This is a genomic window from Streptomyces sp. NPDC054786, assembly GCF_053611685.1.
In genome coordinates, this window is the sequence record NZ_JBSHAW010000007.1 from 1 (window position 1) to 25,251 (window position 25,251).

The window sequence follows — 25,251 nt, forward strand, 5'->3', positions numbered from 1 at the left end:
CCGTCGGCGTGCCGGCCGTCGGCGGACAACGGTCAGGGCGGAGGTAGCCCGCTGTCGGCGGTCAGCTCTTGCCGAGCAGCTTGTTCATCTGTGTGATCTCCGCGTTCTGGGCCTTGATGATGTCCGTGGCCAGCGTCTTCGCCCGGCCGTAGGCGCCCTTGTCCTTCTCGGTGCCGGCCATCTTCACCGCGCCCTGGTGGTGCCCGACCATCATCTGCAGGAAGGACGTGTCGAAGTCCTTGCCGGACTTCTTCTTGAGCGCGTCCATCTCCTTCATGTCCATCATGCCGGGCATATCCGCGTGGGCGGAGTGGTCCATGCCGGGCATCTCGGCCATCTCCTCGGGTACCTGCTCGTTCCAGGCCGTCAGCCACCCGGACATGGTCTTGATCTCTGGGTCCTGCGCCTTCTTGATCTTGCTGGCGAGTTCCTTGACCCGGCTCGACGCGGCTCGGGTGGCGGCCAGGTCGGCCATCTCCACGGCCTGCCGGTGGTGCGGGATCATGCCCTTCGCGAAGGCCACGTCCGCTGCATTGTGTGTACCGGACGGGACCGAGGCGCTCGGCGAGGAGGCGGGCTTCGGGGGAGCGCCGTGGCCGGAGTGACTGCCGCCGTCGTTGCTGCCACATGCGGCCAGTACCAGCGCGGAGGCGGCAGTTGCCGCAACAAGGGTGATGCGGCGCGTGAAGGGACGGGTGGGCTTCATGGGTGAACTCCTGAAGAAGTGCGGTGTCGGGACATGCCGGACGGCGACGCCGCCCCGGAGTGGGGCGTGAGTGCCGTCAGGGCGTTCCTAGATCCGCAGGAGTTGGAGTTCGGCCAGCGAGGGTGGCGCGCGCCCGCCGTCCTGGCCCTTCGACTCGTCCAGGCCTGCCGCGTCCTCCGGCTCTGCCGGACGGACGGGGGAAGGGACCAGGGCAGGGGGCGTCGGTGCCCCGTCGAGCGCTCCGGAGGCACAGGTCGTGTCGGCGTGATGGGTATGTCCGCCGTTGCCGCAGTCTCCCGCTCCGTGACAGTGCTCGTGAGCGGTGGCCGCCACGGTGATGTGGTGTTCGTGCGGAGGAGGAGCCGAGGTGACGACGGGGCCGAGGGCGTGCATGCCCAGCAGACCCGCCAGCAACGCGAGTACGAAAAGCGCGCGACACCGCCGGGCGGGCGGTGTCGGTACGTACTGGCGGCGGGGCATCACGCCCCCATATTAGGTAACGGGGCGAACGGCGGCGTCCTCGCCCCGGTCGCCGAGCGCAAGTGAGGACGGCTCAGCTGCCCCTGCGGTGCCGGACGGCACGGCGCGCGGCGGCAGGTTCGGTGCAAGCAGGCGGCCGGTGCGCCCGATGATGCGCACCGGGTGGTGAACGCAGGGCAGTCGCCGGAGCGGCCCGCGGTCGGGCATCAGCTGCGGCAGACGGCTGCGTCCCGGCACCGGGTCCGGTGCCGGGACGCAGTACCCGAGGGGTGCTTACTTCACGTTGACGCCGGTCCACGCGGCGCCAACCGCCTTGTACTCCGCGCTCGTTGTGCCGTACAGGGCACCTGCCGCCTTCAGGGTGGCGGCGCGCGCGGCCTTGTAGTTGGTGGTGGAGGTCATGTACGTGGTGAGGGCCTTGTACCAGATCTTCTCGGCCTTGGCCCGGCCGATTCCGGTGACCTTGGAGCCGTCGGAGGTGGGGCTGTTGTAGCTGACGCCGTTGATGGTCTTGGCGCCGCTACCCTCGGACAGCAGGTAGAAGAGGTGGTTGGCGACCCCCGAGGAGTAGTGGACGTCCTTGTTGCCGACACCACTGGACCAGTAGTCGGCCGAGGCTCCGTCCTTGCTGGGCTTGTCCATGTAGCGCAGCGGGGTGCCGTCCCCGTTGATGTTGATCTTCTCACCGATCAGGTAGTCGCCCACGTCCGTGGTGTTCTTGGCGAAGAACTCGGCCGACGTGCCGAAGATGTCGGACGTGGCTTCGTTGAGACCGCCCGACTCACCGCTGTAGTTGAGTCCCGCGGTGGCGGCGGTGACGCCGTGGCTCATCTCATGGGCGGCCACGTCGAGGGAGGTGAGCGGGTGGGTGTTCCCGCTGCCGTCGCCGTAGGTCATGCAGAAGCAGCCGTCGTCCCAGAAGGCGTTGACGTAGCTGTTGCCGTAGTGGACGCGGGAGTAGGCGCCCTTGCCGTCGTTACGGATGCCGTTGCGGCCGAAGGTGTTCTTGTAGAAGTCCCAGGTGACGGCCGCCCCGTAGTGCGCGTCGACGCCGGCGGTCTGACGGCCGCCGCCCCATACGTCGTCCGCGTCGGTGAAGAGCGTGCCGGTGCCCGACGTACCCTGCTTGAGGTCGTACGTCTTGTGGCCGCCGCGCGCACCGTCGGTGAGCTGGTAGGTCGATCCGCTCTTGGTGGTGGTGAGCGCGACCTTGCCGCTGTAGGTGCTGGTGCCGGTACCGGTCTCGATGGCCTCGTTCTGGAACAGCTTCTTGCCGGTGGCCGCATCGGTGATGACGTGCAGTTCGCTGGGCGTGCCGTCCTTCTGGACACCGGTGACGACGGTTTTGTACGCGAGAACCGGCTTGCCCGTGGCGGCCCAGATCACCTTGCGCGGGGTGGTGGAGGCGCTGGTCCTGGTGTCCTTCTTCGCGGCGGCAGCGCTGAGTGCGCTCTTCTTCGCGGCGGAGGGGGCGAGCGCGGCGGACGTACTGGCCACGGATATACGGGCGTTGGTCGCCTTGGTGACGCTGCGGGTGCCGGTCTTGGCCTCGTGTACCACCAGGTCGCCGCCGAGGACCGGCAGCCCCGCGTAGGTGCGCTCGTACCGGGTGTGCACCGTGCCGTCCGCGTCCTTGACGACGTCTCGCACGACGAGCTTCTCCCGCGCGCCGAGGCCGATCTTCGCGGCGATGGCGGTGGCACTGTTCTGAGCGTCCTGGAGCGCGGACGCCCGCTGCGCGGTGGAGAGTTGGACCGCCGACGCGCCGGTCGCGCGGTCCGGCTGCGCGCTGGCCGAGCCGGCCTGTACGCCGACGGCGACCATGGCGGCGGAGGCCACCAGGGCGGCAGCGCGCAGGGTGTTCTTGCGGGGGGTGGACGAGATCCGTCTCAACTCGGTCTCCCTTGTGAGGACTGCGGGGTCGCGGTCCAAGAAGCGGCCGGGCAGCCGAGGGGTGGGGTGCCCGGTGGAGCAGAAGGAGTGAATCGATGGGAGCGTGCCAGGAGTTGACGCTTTTTGACAGATGTTCAACACAGAAGAAACAACAATTTCACCAAAGGGGCGGCGGGACGGAACTGGCTGCCGTCGGCGCGATCATGCTGATGCCGACGCAGCCCGGCTTCCGGGAGCGGCGGTCGCTCCTCAGCAGGCAGGGAGCAGGTCGGCCTCGTAGAGGAAGGGGCGGGGGAGGGGAGGAGCGGTCGGGCGGAGCCGCTCCTGCCCTCCGGGGTCAGCAGGTGCCCAGGTCCTGCCAGACTCCCGAGCCGCCGGTGGAGGGCGTTTCGCCCTGCGTCCACCACTTGGCCTTCCATGTGTGGCCGTTGTACGAGGCCGTGTCGCCGCCCACGTAGACGGTCCCGGCGCTATAGGCGGCTGCGGTGCAGCTGCCGTTGCCCGGTGGGGTGGTGGGAGGCGTGGTCGGGGGAGTGGCCCCGGCGAACTTCACCGAGTACTTGGTGAAGTCGTATGCGCCCTGTGGAACGCTGCTGCAGGTGCCGGACGTCTTGCCGTTGTTGTCCGGCGGGGAGCACTGCCGGTCCCGGTTGACGGACCAGTTCGTGAAGCGCGCCATGTGGTGGGCGGTCGCGAAGTCCAGCACCGTCTGGAAGTCGGCCTGGGTGAAGTACTCACCGGTGTCGCTGCGGCCGTTCATCTGTGAGATGCCCTCGTGGGCGTACGCGGTGGCTTCGTCCCAGCCGAAGGTGGACCGGAGGATGGCGTTGAAGTTGGTCAGGGCGGCGGTCTGTGAAGCCGCACCGTTGAAGCCGCCGTCGAAAGGCATGATGGAGAAGTTGTCCGGGGTGAAGGACTGGGACTTGGCCTCGTTGAGCATCTGCTTGCCGAACCAGCCGGTGCCGTCGGCGGTGCCGGCTGTGGTGATGGAGAGGTAGATACCCGGATTCTTCTGCTGAAGAATCTTGGCAGCCCCGATCTCCTTGTGAATGGCGGCGGCGTTCTCGTACTCCGGCTCCTCCAGGTCGAAATCGAGCGCCTTGAGGCCGTACTTGTCGACGACCTGCTGGTATGCGGCAGCTGTCGCCTCGGGGGTGGCGCAACTCTGTCCGAGCTTGGTGCCGCCGTACCCGCCGACGGACGCGGAGACGTCTCCGCCCTTCGCGCGGATCGCGGATATCACGCCGGCCACCGCGGTGTCCGAACCCACCGGGCCGGTCCCGCCCCATGTCGGCGAACAGCCGCCACCGTTCGGGGCCAGGATGAAGGCGAGCTGAAACGCCTTGAGGCCGGTGGCGTCCATCACCGTCGCGGCGTCCGGCGGGTCGTTGTCGAGCGGCATGAGATAGGGCGCCGCGGCGTACCAGTTGCTGCCCACGGACTTCGGCGCCGCGGGAGCGATGCCGTGGCCGCCCGCGAGAGCCGTGCCGGCCGCGGCGAGCGCGAGGCAGGCCGCCGAGACCACGGCGGCGAATGTTCTGACGTGACGAGGTGGCACATGCCCTCCCATGAAGAGCAGTTGGTCCAGACCAATTGCTCCACAGGGTGAACCCTCACCGCGAGTGCGTCAACGCTTTGGACTGGACCAGTGCCCAACTCGCTGCTGGGGTAGGGCTGGTACCGCACTACGGGGGCTTCATCAGCGGTGCTCGATGTGCCAAGTCCTGAAGAGGCCAGTGCTTGCCGTTTTCGGAAAGGTGCGCGTGTCGGTGACGCCTGTCATCGGCGGCCGGAAGCGGTGAGAGGCCTACAGCGGCGAGCGGCCAGGGCTTTCCCCCAGTGCATCCATCCCGCACACCACCCCCGCCCCGCTCGCCGGCGGAACCTGTCGCCGGCCCGAACGCGCCCGCCACCGCCGTTTAGTGACTGTTGATCTCCGGCAGTCAGGATCGGTCTCACAGGCACGCACCACCGACAAGACAACGAGGGGAAAACCTATGAGCGTCGTGAAGTTTGGCCAGCTCGAATGCGTCAAGCAGGAGGACTGGAACGGCAATGACGACATCTACATCACGATCAACGGGAAGCAGGTCTACTCGACCGAAATCGGCGAGGACGGCAAGCGCTCCATCAACAAGTCCTTCCGGTACGAGGGCGATGTCGCTCGCGTCCGAATGTACGAGAGCGACAGCCTTGACGACGACGACTTCCTCGGCGAGCAGATTCCCCTGCTCGGATACGGCGAGATGAAGTTCCGCCAGGATGGCGCCTACTACACCCTCACCTACGAGCTGACCTGACGGCAGCCGCGGGCAAGCCGCAGCGGCCCTTTCGGGAGAGGCCCGGGCTGTAGTGCCGGGCTCCTGCGGCGCCCTCGATGCACCCGGCCGGTGGTCCCGACGCGTCGACGCATGATGCCTTGGCGGCGAATTGCGCTGTCGGCACTCGGGACCGCCGACGGTCACACCGCCACGATCACGGCGTAGGCGATGAAGAACGCTGCGCAGAGCGCGACGAGGATGGCGAGGATGATGACCGGGCCTTTGGCCCAGCCCCGTGTCTGCTGGTCGCGGGGGCCGGTCTCTGCTCCCGTACTGCCCTCGCCCGGCGGGGTTTCTCCGGGGGGTACCCCGCCTACAGGGGCGGAGTCGGGGGTGTCACGTGGATCCGGATCATGAAATTGAGTGCCCATACCGGCAGTTTGCCCGATTTCGCACGAATTAAGTGACACGGGTGGATGAGTGGTGGCAGCTGCGGCCGTGACGGAATGAACACGCACAGCACTCATGACGCGGTGACGGCTCAGCCCGTCCCGGCGGGAAGCGGGGGGCCTCGTCGCCGGAGGCGGCGCGGCTGGTAAATCGCAGATCCGTGCAGATCAGAGGCGTACACGGCGAAGCCGCACGCAGGACCGGTCAACGGTCGGCGATGTCCTCGCGGAGGCCGTCGGAGAACTCCCACCACGACAGGGGGAGCCAGTCGCCGTGGACAAACGCATCGACAGTCGCACCGCGACCGCGGACGGTAACCGTCGTTCCGGGCGGGTAGGAGGTGCCGGACAGGCCGTGCACTGGGACGAGCAAGGTCCCGAGTCGCTGTGCTGCCACGCGCTGTCCTCCCTCTTTCGTTTCTCGGTACGACATGGCGACACCCGGAGTGGATATCCCTTCTCACGTTACCGGCTTGCCGCATCCAGTAGACCGGAGAATCATGAGGGATAGGTCACGTCAAAGGGTGGGGGAATTCTGCGTGCTATCCGCCGAGTGAGAGGTGGCAGCTAATGAGAGCCATCGTCTACAAAGGGCCGTACACGGTTGAGGTCGAGGATGTGGAGAAGCCCAGCATCCAGCACCCCAACGAGGTGATCGTGAGGATCACGTCCACTGCGATCTGCGGTTCGGACCTGCATATGTACGAAGGGCGTACGGCGGCCGAGCCGGGCATCGTATTCGGTCACGAGAACATGGGGATCATCGAGGAAATAGGCCAGGGTGTCACCTCCCTCAAGGAGGGTGACCGTGTGGTCATGCCCTTCAATGTCGCCTGCGGGTTCTGTACCAATTGCGTCGAGGGATTCACCGGATTCTGTCAGACCGTCAATCCTGGATTTGCGGGCGGCGCTTACGGCTATGTCGCCATGGGGCCCTGGTCGGGCGGCCAGGCGGAATATCTTCGCGTTCCCTACGCCGACTTCAACTGCCTGAAGCTGCCGCCGGGAAACGAGCACGAGAACGACTTCATCCTGCTCGCTGACATCTTCCCCACCGGTTACCACGGTTGTGAACTCGCCCAGGTACGTCCGGGCGAGAGCGTCGCGGTGTACGGCGGCGGGCCGGTGGGGCTCATGGCTGCTTACTCGGCTCTCCTGCGCGGAGCGAGCAAGGTGTTCGTCGTGGACCGGGTTCCCGAGCGGCTGGAGAAGGCCCGGGAGATCGGCGCGGTCCCGATCAACTTCGCCGAGGGCGACCCGGTGCAGCAGATCAAGGACCAGACGAAGGGCGTCGGCACGGACAAGGGCGTGGACGCCGTCGGTTATCAGGCGATGGCGCAGGGCGAGGCCCGCGAGGAACCGGCGACCGTCCTGAACTCGCTCGTCGACACGGTGCGGGCCACCGGTGCCCTCGGCGTACCGGGCTTGTACGTTCCGGCCGATCCGGGCGGCCCTGACGAGCAGGCCAAGCGGGGCATGCTCCTCGTGTCGATCGGCAAGCTCTTCGAGAAGGGCCTGCGGATGGGTACCGGGCAGTGCAACGTGAAGCGCTACAACCGACAATTGCGCGACATGATCATCGAGGGCCGGGCGACGCCGAGCTTCGTCGTCTCCCACGAACTACCCCTTGACCAGGCCCCGTCGGCGTACGACAAGTTCGACAAGCGCATCGAGGGCTACACGAAGGTCGTCCTGCATCCGTAGACCTGGCGGCTGTGCCGCTCCGACGGGCTGGGCGGGCTCGCCGGCGAGGCTCCGGGCCCGCCGGCGGGCCCCTCGCCGCCGACCGCGACTGCGGCGACGTGCCGCCCGCCCCGTGGTCGGCAGCGGGAGGTGTCTCCACCGACTGCGCTGCTCTCGTTGTCTGAAGGAACGATGACGGGGTACGCGAGCTCCACCGATCAACAGAGAGGCGGAGATCGTGTCCGAGTCGAGCGAGTTGAGCGTCGAGGTGAACGTCACCGGGCCCGAGGTGGCGGTGGTGTCCGTGTCGGGGGATCTGGACGGTGAGACCGGGACATCCCTTCACCACCAGCTGGCCAACCAGATCGTGCACGGCAGGCGGTTTCTCGTGTTGGACCTGCGCGCCGTGCCGTTCATGGACTCCTCGGGGCTGAACATCATCATCCGCGCATCCAACGAGGCCAAGCGCCTTGACGGGGGCCTGCACCTGGCAGCGGTGTCCGATGTCGTGCTGCGTCTGCTCGACCTGACCGGGATCAGTGTGACCACCCCGGTTCATGCGAGCCCCGAGGACGCCCTCGACGTGATTGCGTCACAGCAGGCGGCTCAGCCCGTGCCGACGGAAAACTCAACCACCGCGAATCGGTGACCGGAAAAACGGTGATCTTCGGCACCGGCCCACCCCGTCATCGACAACGGGGCAGGGGACGGAGAGGACGTCGGAACGCCGCGCGCAGTACGCCAACGACGGGCCTGCACCCCGGAAATGGGCGCGGCGGATTCCGGGTGTCGCGACTCGTGCGCCGGGGCCAAGGCACACGAGCGGCAACAGGCTCTGGCGACCGACGCCGAGGCGGAAGAGGCCGATCACGTGACGAGATCGGCGCTCCGTCGCTGTCTGCACCGTCGGCCCGGACAGCCGCGCACTTACGTCATCGTGGTGAAGGCATCGACTCCGGTGAGTTGGGCTGACAGCCTCCACAGCCGTGCAGCCCCCTGAGGATCAGTGGCCCAGGCTCGCACTCCGCTGCCCAGGGCGGTGTCCTTCGCGGCGGGCTCGGCGATGTCGCAGTCTTCGCAGTACACGCCGCCCATACCGGCCAACCGGGGAGAGGTCGCCGCCCACACCTGTGTGGCCGCGCCCTGTTCGGGCGTCTTCCAGCCGCTGTTCGTCGCACTGGCGTCGATCATCGCGGACAGCTCCGTGAGCTCCTCCTGGGACATGTACCGGGCCAGCTGCGTGGAGATGGCACCCGGGTGCAGCGAGAACGCCCGTACTCCGGCGTCTCGGCCCAGCGTGTCCAACTGGAGGGCGAACAAGGCGTTGGCCGTCTTCGCCTGTCCGTACGCCTGCCACTTGTCGTAACCGTGCTCGAAGTGCACGTCGTCCCAATGGATGTCGGAGAGCTGGTGTCCGTTGGAGGACACCGACACCACACGCGCACCGCCTCGCGCGACCGCCGGCCACAGCCGGTTCACCAGCGCGTAGTGTCCGAGGTGATTGGTGGCGAACTGGGCTTCCCAGCCGGGGCCGACCCGCGTTTCCGGGCAGGCCATGATCCCGGCGTTGTTGATCACCATGTCGATGTCGCTGTCCGAGTCCAGGAACCGCTCGGCGAAGGACCGCACGCTGTCCAGGTCTGTCAGCTCGAGCTCGTCCACCTCCACACCGTCGATCCCGTTCACCGCTTCCTGAGCCGCGGCGCGGCGCCGGGCGGGGACGACGACGTGGGCTCCCGCAGCGGCGAGGGCTCGCGTCGTCTCCAAGCCCAGTCCCGAATAGCCGCCGGTCACGATCGCGAGCTTGCCGGACAGGTCGATGCCCCGCAGAACATCACTCGCGGTGCTGCTGGCTCCGAACCCGGTGTTGATCTTGTGCTGCTGAGTCGTCATGAGTCGAACCTACGAATTGGAGGGCGCTCAAAGGCAAAGGCAACGTCGACCCGGCCCCTCCTGAAGAGTCTTTTCACCTCCACGGTCTCGGGCGAGGACGAACCCCCGACACAGGTGCAGGGTTCTCTCGTACAGCCTTCGGGCAGGCTGGAAGAACTCATCGGAACCGGTCTCCAGGCAAGCGTGCAGCTACTGCCCGCTGTGCTCAGGGCGCCTCGAAGAGAGCCGGGAAGCGCGGGGCGAGCCAAGGCTTGCGGCCCCAGGCAAGGATATGGCCCCGGGAGATGGCGCTCCACTGGCCGCGACGGCCGAGTGCCATCAGGAGGAAGGTGACCGGCTCGGTGAGGATGGTGCAGTCCGGGCGGGACGGCGGCTGCGAGCTCACAGACACCGCACCGTCGGTCACTGTCACACCGAACCGGGCGCCACCCCACAAGCGGATCGCGTAGCGGGCGGTCAGCCCGGTTGTGTGGGCGCTGTCGGTCACGCGTGGCATGGCCGTGATCAGGAACGGCAGGGTCAGCTCGACCCGGGCGCGGTCGATCATGTGTGGACGAGCGAGTGCACGGGCGAGGTCGTAGCCGTGGCCCAGCATGTGTGTGAGCAGGTACGACCCCAGTACGTCCGGGCCCATCGGGCCCAGCGGGGTGACGACAGTTCCTTCCGTGGCACCGTCGTCCAACGCCGTCAGGTAGGCATCGGCCTGCGCCACGATCATCGCGGCCAGCGGCTCAGCCGCACGCTCGTCGAACTCGGCGAGCGCTCGTTCATTGGCCGCGGCGAGGCTCTGCGGCGTGCCGTCCCCGTAACTGCGTGCATGTCCTGCCGCAATGTCCGCCATCAGTTCGTTGGCCTGTGCCAGATGCGCTGCCGCCTCCCCGATGTTCCACTCCGACCCGGGTACCGGAAGCCCCATGTCGGCGCCCCGGCGCAGCAGCGCGGCGATCTCCTCGGCGGTCTCGCGTATGGCCCCACCGAGACCCTCGGGCAGCGTGCCCCGTACGTCCTGCCCTGCCACTGATTCCACGCCGTTCCCATCCTCGGTCTCGTGCCCGTGCCGCATGCGTGTGCAACCGGCCGGCGAGCACGTTACGGAGCCCGCGGTACAGGAGACCAGGTCACGCAGGCCACGACAAGACTCTGAGCAGTGCGGTCGGACGACGGTGGTGCGTGAGTGCGATGCATCAACGATGTCGAACTGTCGAGTGAGATCCACAGTGAACATCGGCCGCCCGCCGGCGGCGTAGGTGCCGTACTGGAAGAGCAGACCGTCGGCGTCGGGCGTGGGTGCTGTGTCAAAACGCTGCCGCCCGAACCGCTGGAAGGCCGGCCAGACGGCCCGAGTGGTCAACTCGGTCGTTGCCGATCGCCCGGTGGCCAGCTCGGCACGCAGGTGATCGAGGGCTTTCTCAAGCCGCGGTCCGTCGGGCATGTGCAGCTCTCCTCGCTCCGTGAACCGGCAGCTTGACGTCGGGGATCCGCATCAAATCAGGGGAGGGCGGGGGCGGCCACCACGAAGGCGGCGACGACCGTGGTGTCGGTCCAGCCCTTTCGGGAGGTCCCGGCGAGGGCGTAGGCGGGCGCGCCTGCGCGGATCGCCGCCTGCACTGTGGACCAGCCGGTCCGGGCGGTGAGCGCGTGTCCGTCGGGTTCCACCCGGTCGCTTCTGGGCCGGTCAGTGGCGGGACGGAGTGAGTGGCGGATGAGATGGTCCGGGTGGTTGTAGGCGGGCGCTGATCGGGTACGCGCTCTCACATGCCGGGGCATGCTCGTTCCCGGCGGTTGCTGAACCACTCCTCCACTCGTTCGCCCGTCTGCTGGAGAGGGCCGGGCTGCGCAGCCGTAAGCACCACTCGGAGAGGAAGCCCACAGTGAAGGACGCGGAAGAGGTGGCACAGACGGATCAGGGCGCGACCCAGGTCCAGGTGGAAGTCACCGACTGCAGGCCCGAGGACGCACACAGGGTCTTCCAGGCGCTCAACGCCATTTTCACCTCTGACCGGGCGACGGACGATGCACCTCACGCCTCGGCCGGGGCGGGAACGACCGTGTGGCTCACGACCGTTGAGGTCTCGCAGGCACCGGCGCAGGCAGCGCCGCGCCGGCTGACCGCGCCGGTGACGGCCACCGTCCAGGGTGGCTATTGGGCGGTCGACCGGCTGCGCGCGGGCCTGGCCCATGTCTTCACGGTCCGGGACGTCGGCTCAGCATCCGGTGACCAGGAGCAGGAGGTCCAACTGCGGCTGGAGTCCCAGCCGACGGCATCGTGAACCGATTCCCTCCGCGCCGCCTCGCCGCGCGCCCACAGCCAGGTGATGCGGACGCCGGGCGCGGGCGCGCAGCGGGGAGACGAGGAGAAGCACTGAGCCGTACCGGGTACGCGCTCGCGGACTCGGGGCACGAACCGTTTGACCTGTTGATCCACCGCTGTGAAGATCACTGGCCATGAATGGATGGACACTTGCCTCAGCCCTGCTCAAGATGACGTTCGGGCGGTCGGCGAAGAAGCGCTACCCCACCCCGCTGACGGCCCATCAGCGATGGCTGGTCTCGCTGGATGCGATGCTGTCGGAGCGCATGTGGGGCGCAGCCACCTGATGCTTTACCCCCTGAAGCGGATCAACTCCACCCATTGCAAGGTGGGCCTGCAGCAAAGCTGGGACGTCACCTCGCCGGAGAGTTTGGAGGCGACCCTGCGATGGCTGGCGACCGAGGGTCACCGTATGCAGATGACGTCGGCGCTCGGGCACCCGCCGGTGGCGTGGGACTTCGGCCGCTACGTCACGGTCGTCAGGCTGGGGTTCGGCGCCGGATACGTCGACGAACCCGGCGCCTGGCAACTCCTCGCGAGCGCCGTAGCGCCCGTGGCACAGACCTATGGCTCCTGGGAGGCCTTCGCCAACGACTTCGTCGCCGGCCGGGAACTCTGGATGCGAACTGCCGGCAACGACTGGGCCGGTTCCCAGGACGACACGATCGAGGCCGTACGCAGCCTGCTGGACCCGACGAACACCAGCAGTCCCTGGCGGCTGGTGCCGTGGGAAACCGTCTACCAGGCCGATCACGGAGCCACCCAATACCCGTGACCGGAGAAGCGGTCCGCACCGCTTGAGTGGCCGGGACTGCCGCTACGCCACACCCCCCGAGCGGCCAAAACTGCCGCTACGTGGGAAAGCCGTCCGGCGTCCGGCTGCCACTCGATGAGGGACCGCAGGGCGAGAATCCGGCAAGGAGGGACCCGGGAGCAGGGCGGGCCCGCACGGTCGTGTGGGCCCGCCCCTTGTGCCGGTTCAGCTGTTGCAGGTCGTGAAGTTCGGGCTGGTCTGGGCCAGATAGATGCTGGACCGGCCCTGGTCGTCACTCTTGAGCGGAACGGTGACGGTGTCCCTCGCCTTCCACGGGAACCCGTTGGCGTCGAAGGTCCACTCACCGGTCACCTTCGTCGCCAGTTCCGACAGTGCCACCCACCCGTATTGGTGCGACGGAACGGTGATCATCAGGCTGTTGCCGAGATCCTGACGTACGTCGTAGGTGACCTGGCCGGAGATGGTGAGGCTCACGCTGGTTTGGACAGGGCTCGCACCGCCCGTGCCGAGGCCCGAGGTGAAGGTCACGCCGAGCTGGCTCGACCAGCCCGTGGAGGTGTTGAGCGAGAACGTCCACGGCACCGGTGCCTCGGTGCCGTTGTACCAGACGGGGGAGACGCACTTCTTCGGAAGCGGCTCGGCCGGGGCCTGGGAGCCCTTTGTCCACGAGCACGTGGAGCTGTCCTTCTGGCAGCGCTTCGAGGCGTAGTCGATGGCGGCCGTGAGCGCCGCGTCGCTTGCGCTGCTCGGGATCTTCCACTGCTGGGCCTTGGTGCCGTTGCAGCCGTAGGTCTGCGTCCAGGCGTCGTCGTACTGCGCGGCGCGGACCACATCGAGGCACTTGTTGTCGCCGGCGCTACGGACCATGAACGTGTCCGTGGTGCCGTTGACGGGCTGGAAGTGCCAGCGCTGCGCGGAAGAGCCGGAGCAGGACTGCTGTTTGAGCGGGAGCCCGGATTCGATGCACTTGCCGGTGTCGTCGTTGACGAGGGTGAACGACGAGTCGGCCCCCTGCAGGTGGGCGTCCCACTTCTGGTGGTAGCCGGGCGCGGAGTTGGTGACGATGAAGACACCGTCCCCGGTGTTGCCGTTCTGGACGTCAAGGTTCCGTCCGCTGTTGACCGACGTGAACGTCAGGCAGGACAGGCCGGAACAGTCGTCTGCGGCCTGTGCGGTGCCGGCCCGGGCGGTGAGTCCCAGGGTGATACTCAGCGCGGCTATGAGGACGGTGAGTGCTCTGCATAAGACCGTTGGTCTGGGCGCTTTCATGCCAGAACAACCCCCATATCTGATTGGAGTGTTGGTGGTGCATTCCACCGTGTTGACCGCACTATCGCTGCTACCGGTGATTTTGAGTAGTGCGCCGCCCTTCGGGGCGGAAGGCGAAGCGCACCCGTGAGCCTGCGCAGACGGCACCCATACGAGGGCCGGGCGCCAAGGTGGAGTACTACGGACCAAGGTGGAGTACTACGGACCAAGGTGGAGCACTACGACACCAAGGCGGAGTGCGACGCCGGCAGCATCTCGTCGCCCGCACGCAGAGCGAGCTCCCCGTCAGCCGCCCTGGATTGCACTCACCACGCTCGCCGACGACGACGCGGGGGGCTCGCCTTTCCCGGGAACAGCAGGCAGCTGGGTTGGCCGGCGGGCGATCAGCGACCCGAAGCGCGACAATAGGGCCCACGCTGTGCGGCGAGCGTCTCGCCATGACACTGGGGGTCGCTCTCTACAGCCGTGACAAGGTCCGGGACGGAGGCACGCTGCTGTTCATGGGCGGCACCGGCGGACGGCGCCCTCTCCCACTGACTACTAGCAGTTTCGTTTGGATCAGCGGTCGTTGGCTCTGGACGGCACCTGGGAGCGAGTGTTCACCGCGCTGATGGCCCAGGCCGACGCGGGGGCCGGTCCCGCGGCGGGCTGAGCACGAAGATTCCTCTCGCCGCGGATGCCCGCTGCCGGCCCCTCGCGTTCGTTCTCACCGCCGGACAGGCCGGCGGGGTGGTGACATGCTGTGCCGTTTGGTGGCACGCTCGAATGCCGACTTGCAGCGCGTGATCGACCGGATGGTGGGATTCGATGGCATCGTGCGGGCCTCGACGGCGATCACGTTGGAGAATCCGGTGCCGCTCCGGATCACTCCACCGGTGCGCCAGGCGTCGCGGCAGGCGCCGTAGGGACCGCTGACCGCTGGAGGACCGGCCTTGAGGGAGGGACCGAGAAGTGACCTTCTGGGAGTACCTGGGCACCCGCTGCCAGCAGCTGCTGGTGGGCGCCTATCAGTACGCCGGCGCCGTCTTCCCGTGCATGGTCGTCGCCACGGTGCTCGGGGTCCTGATCGGCGTCCTCACCTACCGCACCGAGTGGGCGGGAAACCTCGCGGTCACCATGACCGCAAGCATCCTCACCGTCCCCTCCCTGGCTCTCCTCGGTCTGCTCGTCCCGGTCGTCGGCCTCGTCGTCGCGCCGGCCGTCATCGCGCTGACGCTGTACGGACTGCTGCCGGTGGTCCGTAACGCGGTCGTCGGGTTGCGCGGAGTCGACCCGGCCCTCGTCGAGGCCGCCAAGGGCATTGGGATGTCACGTTCGCCCAGCTGCTCAGGGTCGAACTGCCCCTCGCCCGGGCGCCAATGCTCACCGGTGCCCGGGTGTTGACCGAGATGCTGATGGGCATCGCGGCGATCGCGGCCTTTGCCTCAGGACCCGGGCTTGGCCACCAGATCTTCCGCGGGATCTCCAGCCTGGGCAGTGCGAACACGCTCAACGAAGTACTGTCGGGGACGCTCGGAATCGTCGTCCCAGCCCTGCCGTTCGACGCCGGGTACGTGCTGATCGGACGGCTCACCATCTCACGGGGGATCCGTGGCTGACTCTGCCGAAATCGTCGAACCGACCTACCTGACGTCCGGCGCCGCGGGCCCCGGCGGATCCGCCCGATCCGCCGGGCCCGACCGGCCGGCCGCCGCCAGCGCGAGTATACGGCTGGACAACCTCCTCGTACGAGTTGCTGCTACGCCCACGCGGCCTGGAGGTGGACTGATGCGCCTGGCCCAGGTACGGACGGCCGTCGCGGGCGCCCTGCTGCTCGCCGCCGCAGGGCTGAGCGGCTGCGGACTGACCAGCGGCAGCCCGCTGGCCGACTCGGTGCAGCCCGGCTCCATCGGGAAGGGGCGACCGCTGAATGGCGCCCAACTGACCGTGACCTCAAAGGAGTTCACCGAGCAGATCATCCTGGGCCAGATCATGGGGCTGGTCTTCAAAGCGGCCGGCGCGGAAGTCCTGGACCGGACGAGCATCCAGGGCTCGATCGGTGCCCGCGAGGCGGTCAAGTCCGGTGCGGCGGACGGGATGTATGAGTACACCGGCACGGCCTGGATCACCTACCTCGGTCACACCAAGCGGGTCGTCGACCCGTACGAGCAGTGGGAGGCCGTACGCGAGGAGGACCGCCGCAACGGCATCAACTGGCTGCCCGCCGCCCCGCTCAACAACACCTACGCGCTGGTCGCGAACCAGGCGAATGCGCAGAAGTACCGGCTGCGCACACTCTCCGACGTGGCACGTCTGACGAAGAAAGACCCGGGCGCGGCGACGATCTGCGGCGGAAGCGAGTTCTCGGTGCGCGAGGACGGCCTGCCGGGCGTGGCGAAGACGTACGGATTCGCCCTCCGGCGCGGGAACTTCAAAAAGATGGACGACGGCGTCGTCTACACCCAGGTCGCCGAGGGCGCGGCCTGCGCCCTCGGCGTGGCGGCCACCACCGACGGCCGCATTCCCGCACTCAAGCTGAAGGTGCTGGAGGACGACCGGCACTTCTTCCCCAACTACAACGCGGCACCCGAGATGAACAGCGCCACAATGAGGAAGTACCCCGCCATCGCCGACCTCCTCACCCCGATCACCAAGCGGCTTACGGGGGCGGAGGCCCAGCGGCTGAACGCGCGGGTGGACGTGGACGGGGAGGACCCGCACGAGGTGGCGAAGGACTGGCTGGTGCGGGAGGGCTTCATCCGGGAAGGCTGACAGACGGATTCGCACGAGCGTCCGACGAGCAGGAGGAGAGTGCCCTGCCGCTCGCGTAGACGCTGTCGTGACTCTGCCGTCCGGAGGGCCGGGACACCATGATCCGAACGACGCGCCCTGGTCGCTGCCCCGTAAAGGATCTACGTCATGCCAGTTGACCAGCTCGGTTTCCGTCAGCCGGCGAGGCCGAGGTTGTGGAGTCGGGCGATGCCGGGGATCGGGAGGCGTGGGAGAGGGGGCGGCCCTGACACCCCGGCCGGCCGGTACCGACCCGACCGCTACGGATGCCGCCCCGGGCGAGGCGGGTCACGTTACGTCGCGATGACCGATGCCCTCCTGCATCGGGGCGCCTAGTGTCATCTTGTCCCTGGTGGCAACGGATCGGAACCGGACCGCATGCGTCTGCTCACGTACCTCGTCGGCTGCAGTGTCGACGGCTTCACCGCCGGTCCTGACGGACAGTGCGACCCCTTCGGCTTCGACGGCGATCTCAAGGCCGCCGTTCTGGCCGAGTACCCCGAGACCGTCCCGGACCATGCCCGCAGGCCGCTGGGCGTCGTCAGCACGGCGAACAGATTGTTCGACACGGTCGTCATGGGGCGCGGCGTCTACGAATCCGCTCGGGCGGCCGGCGCCGACAGCCCGTATCCCTGGCTGCGGCAGTACGTGGTCTCCTCGTCCCTGAAACGGCCCGCGTCAGGCGTCGATGTCGTCGCCGGGGAACCGGCGGAGTTCGTCCGCGGGCTGAAGCGGCGGCCGGGCATGGGCATCTGGCTGTGCGGCGGCCCGGTGCTGGCCGGGCGCTTGCTGCGCGAGGTCGACAAGCTGGTGGTCCACCGCCACCCGGTGGTGTTCGGGGCCGGCGTTCCGCTGTTCCACGCGGCATTCGACCCTGCCGCCTTCACGCTGACCGACTTCCGGGTCTTCGCCACCGGCGCGACTGTCACTACGTACACCAAGCAGTAGGAGCACACGTGTTGTTTCGCCCCACGGCCGAGGCCGATCAAGAGCGTGTCGCGGCAGTCATCGTGGATGAACCGGTGGGCTGGATCGACGCCGACCGCTACCTGGACGAGTTGAAGCAGGGGATGTACCGGCCGGAGTGGACCTGGATCGCCGAGGACGACGGGCGGATCGTGGGCCGTTCCTTGTGGTGGGGGCAGCAGGACAGCGCTCACCCCATCGCCCTGGACTGTCTGCAGGTCGATCCCACGCTCCCCGACCGCGCGGAGGTGGCGGCCGGGCTGCTGACCGCCGCGCTGCGGGCGTTCGCCGACGCCGGTGCGCCCAAAACTCCGCTGTACAACCTGACGCTGCCCGTCGGCTGGCGTGACACCCCGGCCGCGGTGGCCGCCGTGGAGTGGCGGCGCCGGGCCGCCGTGGCAGCAGGCCTCACGCACGAGGTGGAACGGCTGCGCCTGCAATGGACGGCCGACGTCGGCCTCCCCGCGTCCAGGGGCCGGCTGACGTTCGCCCCCGCTTCGGACGAGGAGTTCCTCCGGCTGTTCCGTCGGATAGCCGTCGGCAGCCTGGACGACGAGACCCGCAGGAACATCGCCGCCAAGGGCGCCGACGCCACGGCCAGGGACGAGATGGACTTCTATCTCGGCTGCCCCGGTCGGCGCGAGTGGTGGCGCGTGGCCCACACCCCGGACGGGCAGGTCGCCGGCCTCGCCCTCCCCTCCGCGACACCGTATGCCCGCAACGTGGGCTACCTGGGCGTCGTCCCCGAGTTCCGCGGCCATGGGTACGTGGACGACCTCCTCACCGAGATCACCCTCCTCCACGCGGAATCCGGTGCCGAACTGATCACAGCCACCACGGACACCGGCAATGCCCCCATGGCCGCGGCCTTCGCCCGCGCCGGCTACCGGACTTCGGAGATCCGCATGCTGTATTCGGCGCCGGTGGCGTAGGGCGGAGAGACGGACGCCCCTTCGCCCGAGGGAGACGGACGGTTGATGAAGAGCGGCGGCGGGCGCGCCGCATGAAGAGAGCTATGAGCCGTATGAGCCGTATGAAGAGAGGAGAGCCGGTCTGATGCCGGTTTTCATCGAAGAGTTCACCTTGGCCGAGAGCGACAGCGGTCCCTACGCGCTCACCACCGGCCCGGACGGGGCGCTGTGGTTCACGCTGGTTCACAGCGGGGGCATCGGGCGCTTCGTGCCCGGAGGGGTACTCACGCACCATCAACTCGATCCGGACTGCGGGCCGACGATCATCGCTGTGGGGCCGGACGACGCCTTGTGGTTCACCGAGCACCGGGCGCACCGCATCGGCCGGATCACCCTCGACGGCAAGGTCGAGGAATTCACCGTGCCGACTGCGGAGTGCGGTCCGTTCGGAATCGCCGCCGGGCCGGACGGAGCGCTGTGGTTCACCGAGACCACCGCCGACCGGATCGGCAGGATCACCACCGACGGCCGGGTGACCGAGTTCCCGCTGCCGGCCACGGGCGCCTACCCCTCCGCGATCACCGCAGGCGCCGACGACGGGATGTGGTTCACCCTGAACCAGTCCGACGCGATCGGGCGGATCGGCATGGACGGAGCCATCACTCTGCACCCGTTGCCGACCAGGTCCGCCGCCCCGGTGGGCATCGCGGCCGGGCATGACGGGGCGGTCTGGTTCGTCGAGATCGGTGCGGGGCAGATCGGGCGGATCACTCCCGACGGCGGGATCACCGAGTTCCCGCTGCCCGACCGCATGTCCCGGCCGCATGCCATCACCCCCGGCAGCGACGGCACGTTGTGGTTCACCGAGTGGGCCGGCAACCGGGTGGGCTCCCTCACCCCCGACGGCACTGTCACCGTGCACGACCTGCCGACCCCGGGCTCGGAGCCGCACGGGATCGCCCTGGGCCCGGACGGAGCTCTGTGGACAGCGCTGGAAATCGGCGCACTCGCCCGCGTCGGCGTCCGTGACCGCACGCAACGAAGCAACGAAGCAACGAACAACGAAAACGAAAGGGAACGCTCATGAAGTACGCACTCGTGATCTTCGAGACCGATGAGTCGCGCCACCGGATCCGGACCGACCGGGCCGCCCACCGAGCGGCGTACGAGACCTGGATCGGCAAGATCGCGGCGGCAGGCAAACTGATCAGTGGCGATGCCCTGGACACCGAGTCGGCCTCCGCGACGACCGTGCGCAAGACCACCGAAGCAGCGCCCGCCACGGTGACCGACGGGCCCGCACACCCCGGCGAGGAGACCCTGGGCGGCTGGTTCGTCATCGACGTGGCCGACCGTGCGGAAGCCGTGGAACTCGCCAAGGGGCTCGGCACCTTGGAGACCATCGAGATCCGGCCGGTGCTCCAAGGCGACTGAGGACGGCCCGTTGCGGCATCGCCCCTCCCCCCCGACGTACAGTGTCGATCATGATGCTCGATTGCTGGGCGGGGGGAGCGGACGGTGCAGGGGCGCGCAGAGGAACGACACCACATTGAGCGGATGCTGGCCAACTGTCGGCGTGGAGTGAGCAGTTCGCTGCTCCTGCACGGCGAGGCCGGCATCGGCAAGACCACTCTCCTTGAGCATGCGGCCGCCCACGCGGACGGCGTGCGCGTGCTGCGGGTCGAGGGCATCGAGTCGGAGATGGAGCTCGCTTTCGGAGGGCTCCATCAGCTCCTCCTGCCGGTGCTCGATCTACTCGACCGGCTGCCGGGACCGCAGGCCGGGGCTCTGCGCGCCGTCTTCGGCCTGAGCGACGAGCCCGTACGGGACCGTCTCACCCTGGGGCTCGCCACACTGTCGCTGCTGTCCGAGGCGGCCACGGACGACCCCCTGCTGTGCCTGGTCGACGACCTGCAATGGCTCGACCGGCCGTCCGGGGACGCGCTGACCTTTGCCGCCCGGCGCCTGCGGGACGAAGGCATCGTCATGCTCTTCGCCACCCGCGGCACCTCGCCGGAGAGCGGATCCAGGGCGCTGCCGCGCGTACACGTCACCGGCGTCGACCGGCGGTCGGCCGTGGCGCTGCTGCCAGGCCTCGCACCCCCGGTCGCCGAGCACATCCTCGACCAGGCGCAGGGAAACCCGCTGGCGCTGCGGGAGTTGGCCGCCGCGCTGACCCCGGCGCAGCGCGCCGGACAGCTGGGGCCGCTGGCGCCGGCCGAGGCGCGGCCCGAGCTGCCCCATCAGCTCCAGGACGCGTTCGCACAGCAGATCCGGCGCCTTCCCGACGCGACCCAGCGCACTCTCGCGGTGGCCGCGGCCGACGACACCGGGGACCTTCCCACCGTGCTGGCAGCCGCGGGCCGGCTCGACGGGGCGGTCAGGGATCTGGAGCCCGCCGAGCGTGCCGGACTGGTCTTCGTCTCCGCGCAGAAACTGCGTTTCCGGCACCCCCTCATCCGGTTCGCCGCCTACCAACAGGCCCCGCTGGCCTGGCGGATCGCGGCGCACCGGGCGTTGGCGGCGGACCTGGACGGCGCCCGGCACGCGCACCGGCGCGCCTGGCACCTGGCCGCCGCGACGACCGGACCGGACGAAGAGGTCGCCGCGGAGTTGGAACGGGTCGCCGAGTGGGCCGGAAGCAGGCAGGCGATGGCGTCCGCGTCCGCGGCGTACGAGCGGGCCGCCCGCCTGACCGCCGATCCGCACCGGCACGCCCGCCGCCTGATCACCGCCGCGCAGAAGGCGAGCGAGGCCGGCCAGGACGAACGGTGCCGCGCTCTCACCGACCAGGTGCCACTGCCGTTGGGGGACCCAGGGATGGCGGCGGACTTCGCCCGCGTACGCTCCGTGGTCGAGCTCGGCTACGGCAGCCCCCGCCGGGCCGCCCGCATCCTGGCCGACTGCGCGGACACGATCTCGGCCGACCGCCCCGACAAGCTCGCGCCGCTGCTGACCGACGCCATCCACGCGGCCTTCTGCGCGGGCGACGCACCCCTCATGGTGGAGATCGGCGTCCGCACACCCCATCTGCCGATCCTGGCCGTGCCCGCCCACCTCCTGGCGGGCGACCTTCCCGGCGCGCGCCGGGCCCTGGACACTCTCGTACGGGCCGGACGCCTCGCCGACGTTGGGCTCATGGACCAGTTGGTGACCGCGATCCACTGCCACCTGATGGCCGATCACGCGACCGCGCACGAACTGGCCGCCGCGGCGGTCGCCCACTGCCGCGAGCAGGGCATCGGTGGATGGCTGCCCACCACGCTGCATCTGCGCGCCCAGGTGGAGCTGGCGCTCGGCCGGCTCGACGACGCGCACGCACACGCCACCGAAGCGCTCCGGCTGGCCGACGGCTACGACCTGGACCACCGAGCAGCCCATCTGCGCGCCCTGTTGGCGGTGCTGGCCGCCGTCCAGGGGGAGGAGGCGCAGACCCGGAAAATGGCCGAACAGGCACTGGAGTACACCCGCCCGCGCGAGGTCGGACGGGGCGCGGCGGAGGCGCTGTGGGCGCTGGGGCTGCTCGACCTCGGCCTCGGGCGGGCGCAGGACGCGCTGCGCCATCTGGAGGCGGCCCGGCAGGCGGCGGGCCACCCCTTCCTGGCCCGGCAGCTGTTGCCGGATCTGATCGAGGCGGCCGTGCGCGCCGGACATCCGGAAGGGGCGCGGGCACCCGCGGACCAGCTCATGACATGGGCGGCCGACCTCGGACAGCTCCACTTCACCGCCCAAGCGCACCGCTGCGCGGCCCTGACCAGCCCGGACACACAGGCCGAGCAGCACTATCTGGCCGCCTTGGACCTCCACACCGACGGCAACGACTTCGATCGGGCGCGCACCCAACTCCTCTACGGCGAATGGCTGCGCCGCTCGCGCCGCAAAATCGACGCCCGCGACCAACTGCGCACCGCGCTGAAAATCTTCGGTCAGCTGAACGCCCGACCCTGGGCCCACCGCGCTCGCACGGAACTCCAGGCAGCGGGCGAAACCCACGACCCGTCCGACGCCACCGATTCCCCCCTGACCCGCCTGAGCGCCCAGGAGCGCGAAGTCGTCCGCCTCGCGGCCACCGGCGCCACCAACCGCGAGATCGCCACGCACCTGTTCCTGAGCCCACGCACCGTCGGCCACCACCTCTACCGCGCGTTCCCCAAGCTCGGCATCAGCTCCCGAACAGAACTCGCCGAGCTGCTCACGCCCTGACGGGTGCAGAAGAACAGGCAGGTCGGGCGCCCTTCCTGACCACGGGTTCCGGCGCCTCCTCCCCAGCTGGTTCCGGTCCTGGGGTCCGAAAGGTGTCCGGACGAGGAACATCCCGTGAAGACAGGGAAGTTGTTTCAGTGGCAGGGGGCACACTGACATCAAGCAGACGTGTGAGCCCGGGGGAGTGCGATGGACATCAGGTTCGAGCTGACCGGTCCGGACAGCCGGCGGGAGCTGCGGTCGCTCTACACCTGGCTGTGCGACGACCGTTCGCTGCGCGGCCGGATCCCGATCGAGCCGGTGCGCGGACGGGCCAGGCCGGACGAGATGGGCGGCGACCTGGAGGCCGTGCTCGCGCTGGTGTCCACACTCGCGACGCTGGCGCAGCTGCCGTTCTCCTACGCCGCCTGGCGGGACGGGCGCAGGCCACGGTCCCAGGTCGTCATCCAGGTCGCGGGCGCCACGCCCGGGGAACTGGAAGCGGTCCAGGAGGCCTTCCCGGACGTCTCGGTGCGACCGACCGCCGCGGACGGTCAAGAGCCGGAGCCGGAGCAGGGGCCGGAGCCGGAGCCGGGACCGGAGTCGGAGCCGGAGCAGGAGCTGGAGGCGGGGAAGTGACCGTCGACGCGACGACGGAGGACACGGGTACCGAGGACGCGCTGGGGATCGACGCCGCGCGCTCGGCCTGTGTCCTCATCGGCGTCGACCGGTACTCCGAACTCGAACCGCTGCGCAGCGTACGGCACAACCTCACCGAACTGGTCGCCGCGCTGAGCGACGAGGCGATCCTGGGTATCCCCGCGGAGCGGATCACGACGGTCCGGAACCCGGAGTCCGCGGCCGCTCTGGTCGGCCCGATCCGCGCGGCCGCCCAGGTGGCCGCCGACACCCTGATCGTCTACTACGCGGGACACGGCCTGCTGGACCGCGCTGAGGAGGAGCTCTACCTCACCCTCCCCGACTCCGTCGAGGACCAGCCCGAGACGGCGGTCAGCGACGCCTACATCCGCCGCGCCATGCGCGATCACGGCTCCGCCGAGCGCCGGGTCCTGCTGCTGGACTGCTGCTACAGCGGCCGGGTCCTCAAGGGCGGGATGTCCGTCGCGGACCGTGGCGTGCGGGCATCGGGGAAGACGCTGAAGGGTGTGCGCGGCGCCTATGTGATGACGTCCACGTCAGCGGACCGCAAGTCCCACGCTCCCGACCCCGGCCGGTGCACGGCATTCACCGGTGAATTCGTGGGCGTACTGCGCGAGGGCGTGCCCGACGGGCCCGAGCTGCTGGGGCTGCACGCGATCTTTGAGGCGGTCCGGGGCCGGATGGCCGAGCGCCGGCTGCCGCAGCCGCAGGAGCCCCAGGACCGGGACGACGGCGGGGTCGGCCTCCTGCCGTTCATCCGCAATCTGGCGGTGGCGCCGCCCCCGAGGGTGACGGACCCACCCGTTGCGCCGCGTGGGCGCATCCCGCGCCGCGTGCTGGCGACGGGTGCCCTGGTGCTCGGCCTGGTGGCCGGACTCGCCGCGCCGCCCGTGTGGCAGTGGGTGCGGGAGCTCCATCCCCGCCGGCCGGGCGGCGCCTGCTCGCCGCGGGCCACCCTGCTCAGCTACTCCGACGCGCTCGACAAGCAGCAGGCGTCGGGCGAAACCATCGGCGGCCTGTCCGCGCTCGCGCTCACCGGGCCCGGCCGGGCCCTGGCCCTGACGGACAATCTGACGGGGAGGGTGTTCCCGCTGCGCCTCGGTCCGCCGGAGAAGCTCCACCCCGAGGCGCTGACCGCCAAGACGCTGCGCACCCAGAGCGGCACCAAACCCTCCGAGTGGTTCGACGGCGAGGGCCTGGTCGTCGAGCGCGGCGGGAAGACGATCCTGGTCGCTTCGGAGACCGGGCCCGCGATCCGCCGCTTCAAGATGGCCACAGGCACACAGCTGGGCTCCGACCTGCCCATTCCGCCCGAGTTCCGGACCAGCCCGAAGGGCCAGGGCCAGGCCGGGCGCACGATCGAGTCGTTAACCGTCTCCCCGGACGGGCGGTATCTCTACGCCGCGATGGAGGGCGCGTTGGCCAAGGACGGTGACTCCCGCGGCCGCAACATGCTCCGCATCCAGCGCTACGTCGGCACCCCGGGCGGCGCCTACCGCCTCGACCGGCAGTACGCGTATCAGGCCAAGGAGGGCATGTACCTCGCCGAGCTGGTCGCGTCCGGCGACGACCGGCTGCTCGCCCTGGAACGGCAGTACGTGGACGGCGTCGGCAACGCGATCCGGATCTACGACGTCCCCCTCAAAGGTGCCCAGCCCGTCGATGCGCGCAAGGCCCTCTACGACCAGCCGGCCGATGTGTTCGTCGAGCACAGCCTGCTCTTCGACCTCGGGCGGTGCCCTGCCGGTGACCCCGGTGTCGTCCCCACCCACTCGGGACGGATCGTCAGTCCGCTGCTGGAGAACGTCGAGGGAATGGCCCTCGGCGCGCCGTGGACCACCGGCCCGCACAAGGGCCAAAGCCCGCTGTACCTCGTGTCGGACGACAACACCAGCAGCGAACAGACCACCCGCCTCTATGCGTTGAGCGTGCAGCTCCCCTGATTCTCACGTCAAGGCTTTCCAAGCGGTCGGACACGTCGTACGCAATGGCTCTCACCCTGGCCTACGGACCGTCCCCGAGGCCCCAGCGTCGCCGCGAGCG

Annotated in this window: 24 protein-coding genes and 3 pseudogenes; 17 read left to right on the forward strand and 10 right to left on the reverse strand. The window is 69.1% G+C overall.

Annotation, left to right across the window (positions count from 1 at the left end; translation table 11 throughout):
* Window positions 1-61 precede the first annotated feature (61 nt).
* From ACWGI6_RS07910 to ACWGI6_RS07925, 4 genes are all read right to left on the reverse strand, one after another.
* Entirely contained in the window at window positions 62-706 is a 645-nt protein-coding gene (locus tag ACWGI6_RS07910) for a DUF305 domain-containing protein (RefSeq protein WP_453266690.1), read from the reverse strand.
* Between the two features lie 87 nt (window positions 707-793).
* Window positions 794-1,186, reverse strand: a complete 393-nt coding sequence (locus ACWGI6_RS07915) for a DUF6153 family protein (RefSeq protein WP_453266860.1) — start codon at window positions 1,184-1,186, stop codon at window positions 794-796.
* Window positions 1,187-1,459: 273 nt separating this feature from the next.
* Window positions 1,460-3,079, reverse strand: a complete 1,620-nt coding sequence (locus ACWGI6_RS07920) for a M4 family metallopeptidase (protein ID WP_453266691.1) — start codon at window positions 3,077-3,079, stop codon at window positions 1,460-1,462.
* A gap of 337 nt (window positions 3,080-3,416) precedes the next feature.
* Window positions 3,417-4,649, reverse strand: coding sequence for a chitinase (locus ACWGI6_RS07925; RefSeq protein ID WP_453266692.1), 1,233 nt, complete (start codon window positions 4,647-4,649; stop codon window positions 3,417-3,419).
* Window positions 4,650-5,076: 427 nt separating this feature from the next.
* Here ACWGI6_RS07925 and ACWGI6_RS07930 point away from each other — a divergent pair, with 427 nt between their 5' ends.
* Window positions 5,077-5,379, forward strand: coding sequence for a hypothetical protein (locus tag ACWGI6_RS07930; protein WP_393909993.1), 303 nt, complete (start codon window positions 5,077-5,079; stop codon window positions 5,377-5,379).
* A gap of 161 nt (window positions 5,380-5,540) precedes the next feature.
* Here ACWGI6_RS07930 and ACWGI6_RS07935 read toward each other — a convergent pair whose 3' ends face one another.
* Both ACWGI6_RS07935 and ACWGI6_RS07940 read right to left on the reverse strand, forming a co-directional pair.
* Window positions 5,541-5,771 (reverse strand): DUF6480 family protein, encoded by a 231-nt coding sequence (locus ACWGI6_RS07935; RefSeq protein WP_453266693.1) that lies wholly within the window; start codon window positions 5,769-5,771, stop codon window positions 5,541-5,543.
* 223 nt (window positions 5,772-5,994) lie between these two features.
* Window positions 5,995-6,186, reverse strand: a complete 192-nt coding sequence (locus ACWGI6_RS07940) for a hypothetical protein (RefSeq protein WP_393909991.1) — start codon at window positions 6,184-6,186, stop codon at window positions 5,995-5,997.
* A 173-nt stretch (window positions 6,187-6,359) separates the two neighbouring features.
* Here ACWGI6_RS07940 and ACWGI6_RS07945 point away from each other — a divergent pair, with 173 nt between their 5' ends.
* Together ACWGI6_RS07945 and ACWGI6_RS07950 are read left to right on the forward strand one after the other, a co-directional pair.
* Window positions 6,360-7,493, forward strand: coding sequence for a glutathione-independent formaldehyde dehydrogenase (locus ACWGI6_RS07945; protein ID WP_453266694.1), 1,134 nt, complete (start codon window positions 6,360-6,362; stop codon window positions 7,491-7,493).
* Between the two features lie 217 nt (window positions 7,494-7,710).
* A complete protein-coding gene (locus ACWGI6_RS07950) occupies window positions 7,711-8,121 on the forward strand; it encodes an STAS domain-containing protein (protein WP_453266695.1) in 411 nt (136 codons plus the stop codon).
* Between the two features lie 278 nt (window positions 8,122-8,399).
* Here ACWGI6_RS07950 and ACWGI6_RS07955 read toward each other — a convergent pair whose 3' ends face one another.
* From ACWGI6_RS07955 to ACWGI6_RS07965, 3 genes are all read right to left on the reverse strand, one after another.
* Window positions 8,400-9,365 (reverse strand): SDR family NAD(P)-dependent oxidoreductase, encoded by a 966-nt coding sequence (locus ACWGI6_RS07955; protein ID WP_453266696.1) that lies wholly within the window; start codon window positions 9,363-9,365, stop codon window positions 8,400-8,402.
* A gap of 205 nt (window positions 9,366-9,570) precedes the next feature.
* Window positions 9,571-10,392 (reverse strand): maleylpyruvate isomerase family mycothiol-dependent enzyme, encoded by an 822-nt coding sequence (locus ACWGI6_RS07960; RefSeq protein WP_453266697.1) that lies wholly within the window; start codon window positions 10,390-10,392, stop codon window positions 9,571-9,573.
* Window positions 10,393-10,853: 461 nt separating this feature from the next.
* On the reverse strand, window positions 10,854-11,021 hold the full coding sequence (locus ACWGI6_RS07965) for a hypothetical protein (protein ID WP_453266698.1): 168 nt from the start codon (window positions 11,019-11,021) through the stop codon (window positions 10,854-10,856).
* 233 nt (window positions 11,022-11,254) lie between these two features.
* On the opposite strand from ACWGI6_RS07965, the gene ACWGI6_RS07970 reads away from it, so the two are divergent.
* The 3 genes from ACWGI6_RS07970 (at window position 11,255) to ACWGI6_RS07980 (ending at window position 12,451) form a co-directional block, all read left to right on the forward strand.
* The gene (locus tag ACWGI6_RS07970; RefSeq protein WP_453266699.1) at window positions 11,255-11,635 is read left to right on the forward strand and encodes a hypothetical protein; all 381 of its coding nucleotides are present in this window, start codon (window positions 11,255-11,257) and stop codon (window positions 11,633-11,635) included.
* A gap of 175 nt (window positions 11,636-11,810) precedes the next feature.
* Entirely contained in the window at window positions 11,811-11,963 is a 153-nt protein-coding gene (locus ACWGI6_RS07975) for a hypothetical protein (protein WP_453266700.1), read from the forward strand.
* Between the two features lie 41 nt (window positions 11,964-12,004).
* Window positions 12,005-12,451 carry a DUF1266 domain-containing protein gene (locus tag ACWGI6_RS07980; RefSeq protein ID WP_453266701.1) on the forward strand — a complete coding sequence of 149 codons (447 nt, stop codon included), beginning with the start codon at window positions 12,005-12,007 and terminating at the stop codon, window positions 12,449-12,451.
* A 204-nt stretch (window positions 12,452-12,655) separates the two neighbouring features.
* Here ACWGI6_RS07980 and ACWGI6_RS07985 read toward each other — a convergent pair whose 3' ends face one another.
* A complete protein-coding gene (locus tag ACWGI6_RS07985; RefSeq protein ID WP_453266702.1) occupies window positions 12,656-13,720 on the reverse strand; it encodes an RICIN domain-containing protein in 1,065 nt (354 codons plus the stop codon).
* Between the two features lie 630 nt (window positions 13,721-14,350).
* Between ACWGI6_RS07985 and ACWGI6_RS07990 the strand changes: the two are divergent.
* From ACWGI6_RS07990 to ACWGI6_RS08040, 11 genes and pseudogenes are all read left to right on the forward strand, one after another.
* A pseudogene (locus ACWGI6_RS07990) lies at window positions 14,351-14,446 on the forward strand (IS5/IS1182 family transposase); the annotation flags it as partial.
* Window positions 14,428-14,625, forward strand: a pseudogene (locus ACWGI6_RS07995) (Lrp/AsnC family transcriptional regulator); the annotation flags it as partial. The pseudogenes ACWGI6_RS07990 and ACWGI6_RS07995, both read left to right, overlap by 19 nt.
* Window positions 14,626-14,671: 46 nt before the next feature.
* Window positions 14,672-15,318 (forward strand): annotated as a pseudogene (locus tag ACWGI6_RS08000) (ABC transporter permease).
* A gap of 169 nt (window positions 15,319-15,487) precedes the next feature.
* Window positions 15,488-16,471 (forward strand): glycine betaine ABC transporter substrate-binding protein, encoded by a 984-nt coding sequence (locus ACWGI6_RS08005; RefSeq protein WP_453266703.1) that lies wholly within the window; start codon window positions 15,488-15,490, stop codon window positions 16,469-16,471.
* Window positions 16,472-16,867: 396 nt separating this feature from the next.
* Window positions 16,868-17,437 carry a dihydrofolate reductase family protein gene (locus tag ACWGI6_RS08010; RefSeq protein WP_453266704.1) on the forward strand — a complete coding sequence of 190 codons (570 nt, stop codon included), beginning with the start codon at window positions 16,868-16,870 and terminating at the stop codon, window positions 17,435-17,437.
* A gap of 8 nt (window positions 17,438-17,445) precedes the next feature.
* A complete protein-coding gene (locus ACWGI6_RS08015) occupies window positions 17,446-18,387 on the forward strand; it encodes a GNAT family N-acetyltransferase (protein ID WP_453266705.1) in 942 nt (313 codons plus the stop codon).
* A gap of 124 nt (window positions 18,388-18,511) precedes the next feature.
* On the forward strand, window positions 18,512-19,453 hold the full coding sequence (locus tag ACWGI6_RS08020; protein WP_453266706.1) for a virginiamycin B lyase family protein: 942 nt from the start codon (window positions 18,512-18,514) through the stop codon (window positions 19,451-19,453).
* A complete protein-coding gene (locus ACWGI6_RS08025; RefSeq protein WP_453266707.1) occupies window positions 19,450-19,800 on the forward strand; it encodes a YciI family protein in 351 nt (116 codons plus the stop codon). The genes ACWGI6_RS08020 and ACWGI6_RS08025 overlap by 4 nt, the downstream gene beginning before the upstream one ends.
* 84 nt (window positions 19,801-19,884) lie before the next feature.
* Window positions 19,885-22,569, forward strand: coding sequence for an ATP-binding protein (locus tag ACWGI6_RS08030; RefSeq protein ID WP_453266708.1), 2,685 nt, complete (start codon window positions 19,885-19,887; stop codon window positions 22,567-22,569).
* Window positions 22,570-22,758: 189 nt separating this feature from the next.
* Window positions 22,759-23,187, forward strand: a complete 429-nt coding sequence (locus ACWGI6_RS08035) for an effector-associated constant component EACC1 (protein ID WP_453266709.1) — start codon at window positions 22,759-22,761, stop codon at window positions 23,185-23,187.
* Window positions 23,184-25,151 carry a caspase, EACC1-associated type gene (locus tag ACWGI6_RS08040; protein ID WP_453266710.1) on the forward strand — a complete coding sequence of 656 codons (1,968 nt, stop codon included), beginning with the start codon at window positions 23,184-23,186 and terminating at the stop codon, window positions 25,149-25,151. Before ACWGI6_RS08035 ends, ACWGI6_RS08040 begins: the two co-directional genes overlap by 4 nt.
* Window positions 25,152-25,251: the final 100 nt, after the last annotated feature.

Excerpts from the sequence above, each read along its gene's own strand:
- ACWGI6_RS07925 (WP_453266692.1), bottom strand. The coding sequence starts at position 4,649 with ATGGGAGGGCATGTGCCACCTCGTCACGTCAGAACATTCGCCGCCGTG.
- ACWGI6_RS07945 (WP_453266694.1), top strand. The coding sequence starts at position 6,360 with ATGAGAGCCATCGTCTACAAAGGGCCGTACACGGTTGAGGTCGAGGAT.
- ACWGI6_RS08010 (WP_453266704.1), top strand. The coding sequence starts at position 16,868 with ATGCGTCTGCTCACGTACCTCGTCGGCTGCAGTGTCGACGGCTTCACC.
- ACWGI6_RS07935 (WP_453266693.1), bottom strand. The coding sequence starts at position 5,771 with ATGGGCACTCAATTTCATGATCCGGATCCACGTGACACCCCCGACTCC.
- ACWGI6_RS08020 (WP_453266706.1), top strand. The coding sequence starts at position 18,512 with ATGCCGGTTTTCATCGAAGAGTTCACCTTGGCCGAGAGCGACAGCGGT.
- ACWGI6_RS07930 (WP_393909993.1), top strand. The coding sequence starts at position 5,077 with ATGAGCGTCGTGAAGTTTGGCCAGCTCGAATGCGTCAAGCAGGAGGAC.
- ACWGI6_RS07955 (WP_453266696.1), bottom strand. The coding sequence starts at position 9,365 with ATGACGACTCAGCAGCACAAGATCAACACCGGGTTCGGAGCCAGCAGC.
- ACWGI6_RS08025 (WP_453266707.1), top strand. The coding sequence starts at position 19,450 with ATGAAGTACGCACTCGTGATCTTCGAGACCGATGAGTCGCGCCACCGG.
- ACWGI6_RS07975 (WP_453266700.1), top strand. The coding sequence starts at position 11,811 with ATGAATGGATGGACACTTGCCTCAGCCCTGCTCAAGATGACGTTCGGG.
- ACWGI6_RS08005 (WP_453266703.1), top strand. The coding sequence starts at position 15,488 with ATGCGCCTGGCCCAGGTACGGACGGCCGTCGCGGGCGCCCTGCTGCTC.
- ACWGI6_RS07915 (WP_453266860.1), bottom strand. The coding sequence starts at position 1,186 with ATGCCCCGCCGCCAGTACGTACCGACACCGCCCGCCCGGCGGTGTCGC.
- ACWGI6_RS07985 (WP_453266702.1), bottom strand. The coding sequence starts at position 13,720 with ATGAAAGCGCCCAGACCAACGGTCTTATGCAGAGCACTCACCGTCCTC.
- ACWGI6_RS07910 (WP_453266690.1), bottom strand. The coding sequence starts at position 706 with ATGAAGCCCACCCGTCCCTTCACGCGCCGCATCACCCTTGTTGCGGCA.
- ACWGI6_RS08035 (WP_453266709.1), top strand. The coding sequence starts at position 22,759 with ATGGACATCAGGTTCGAGCTGACCGGTCCGGACAGCCGGCGGGAGCTG.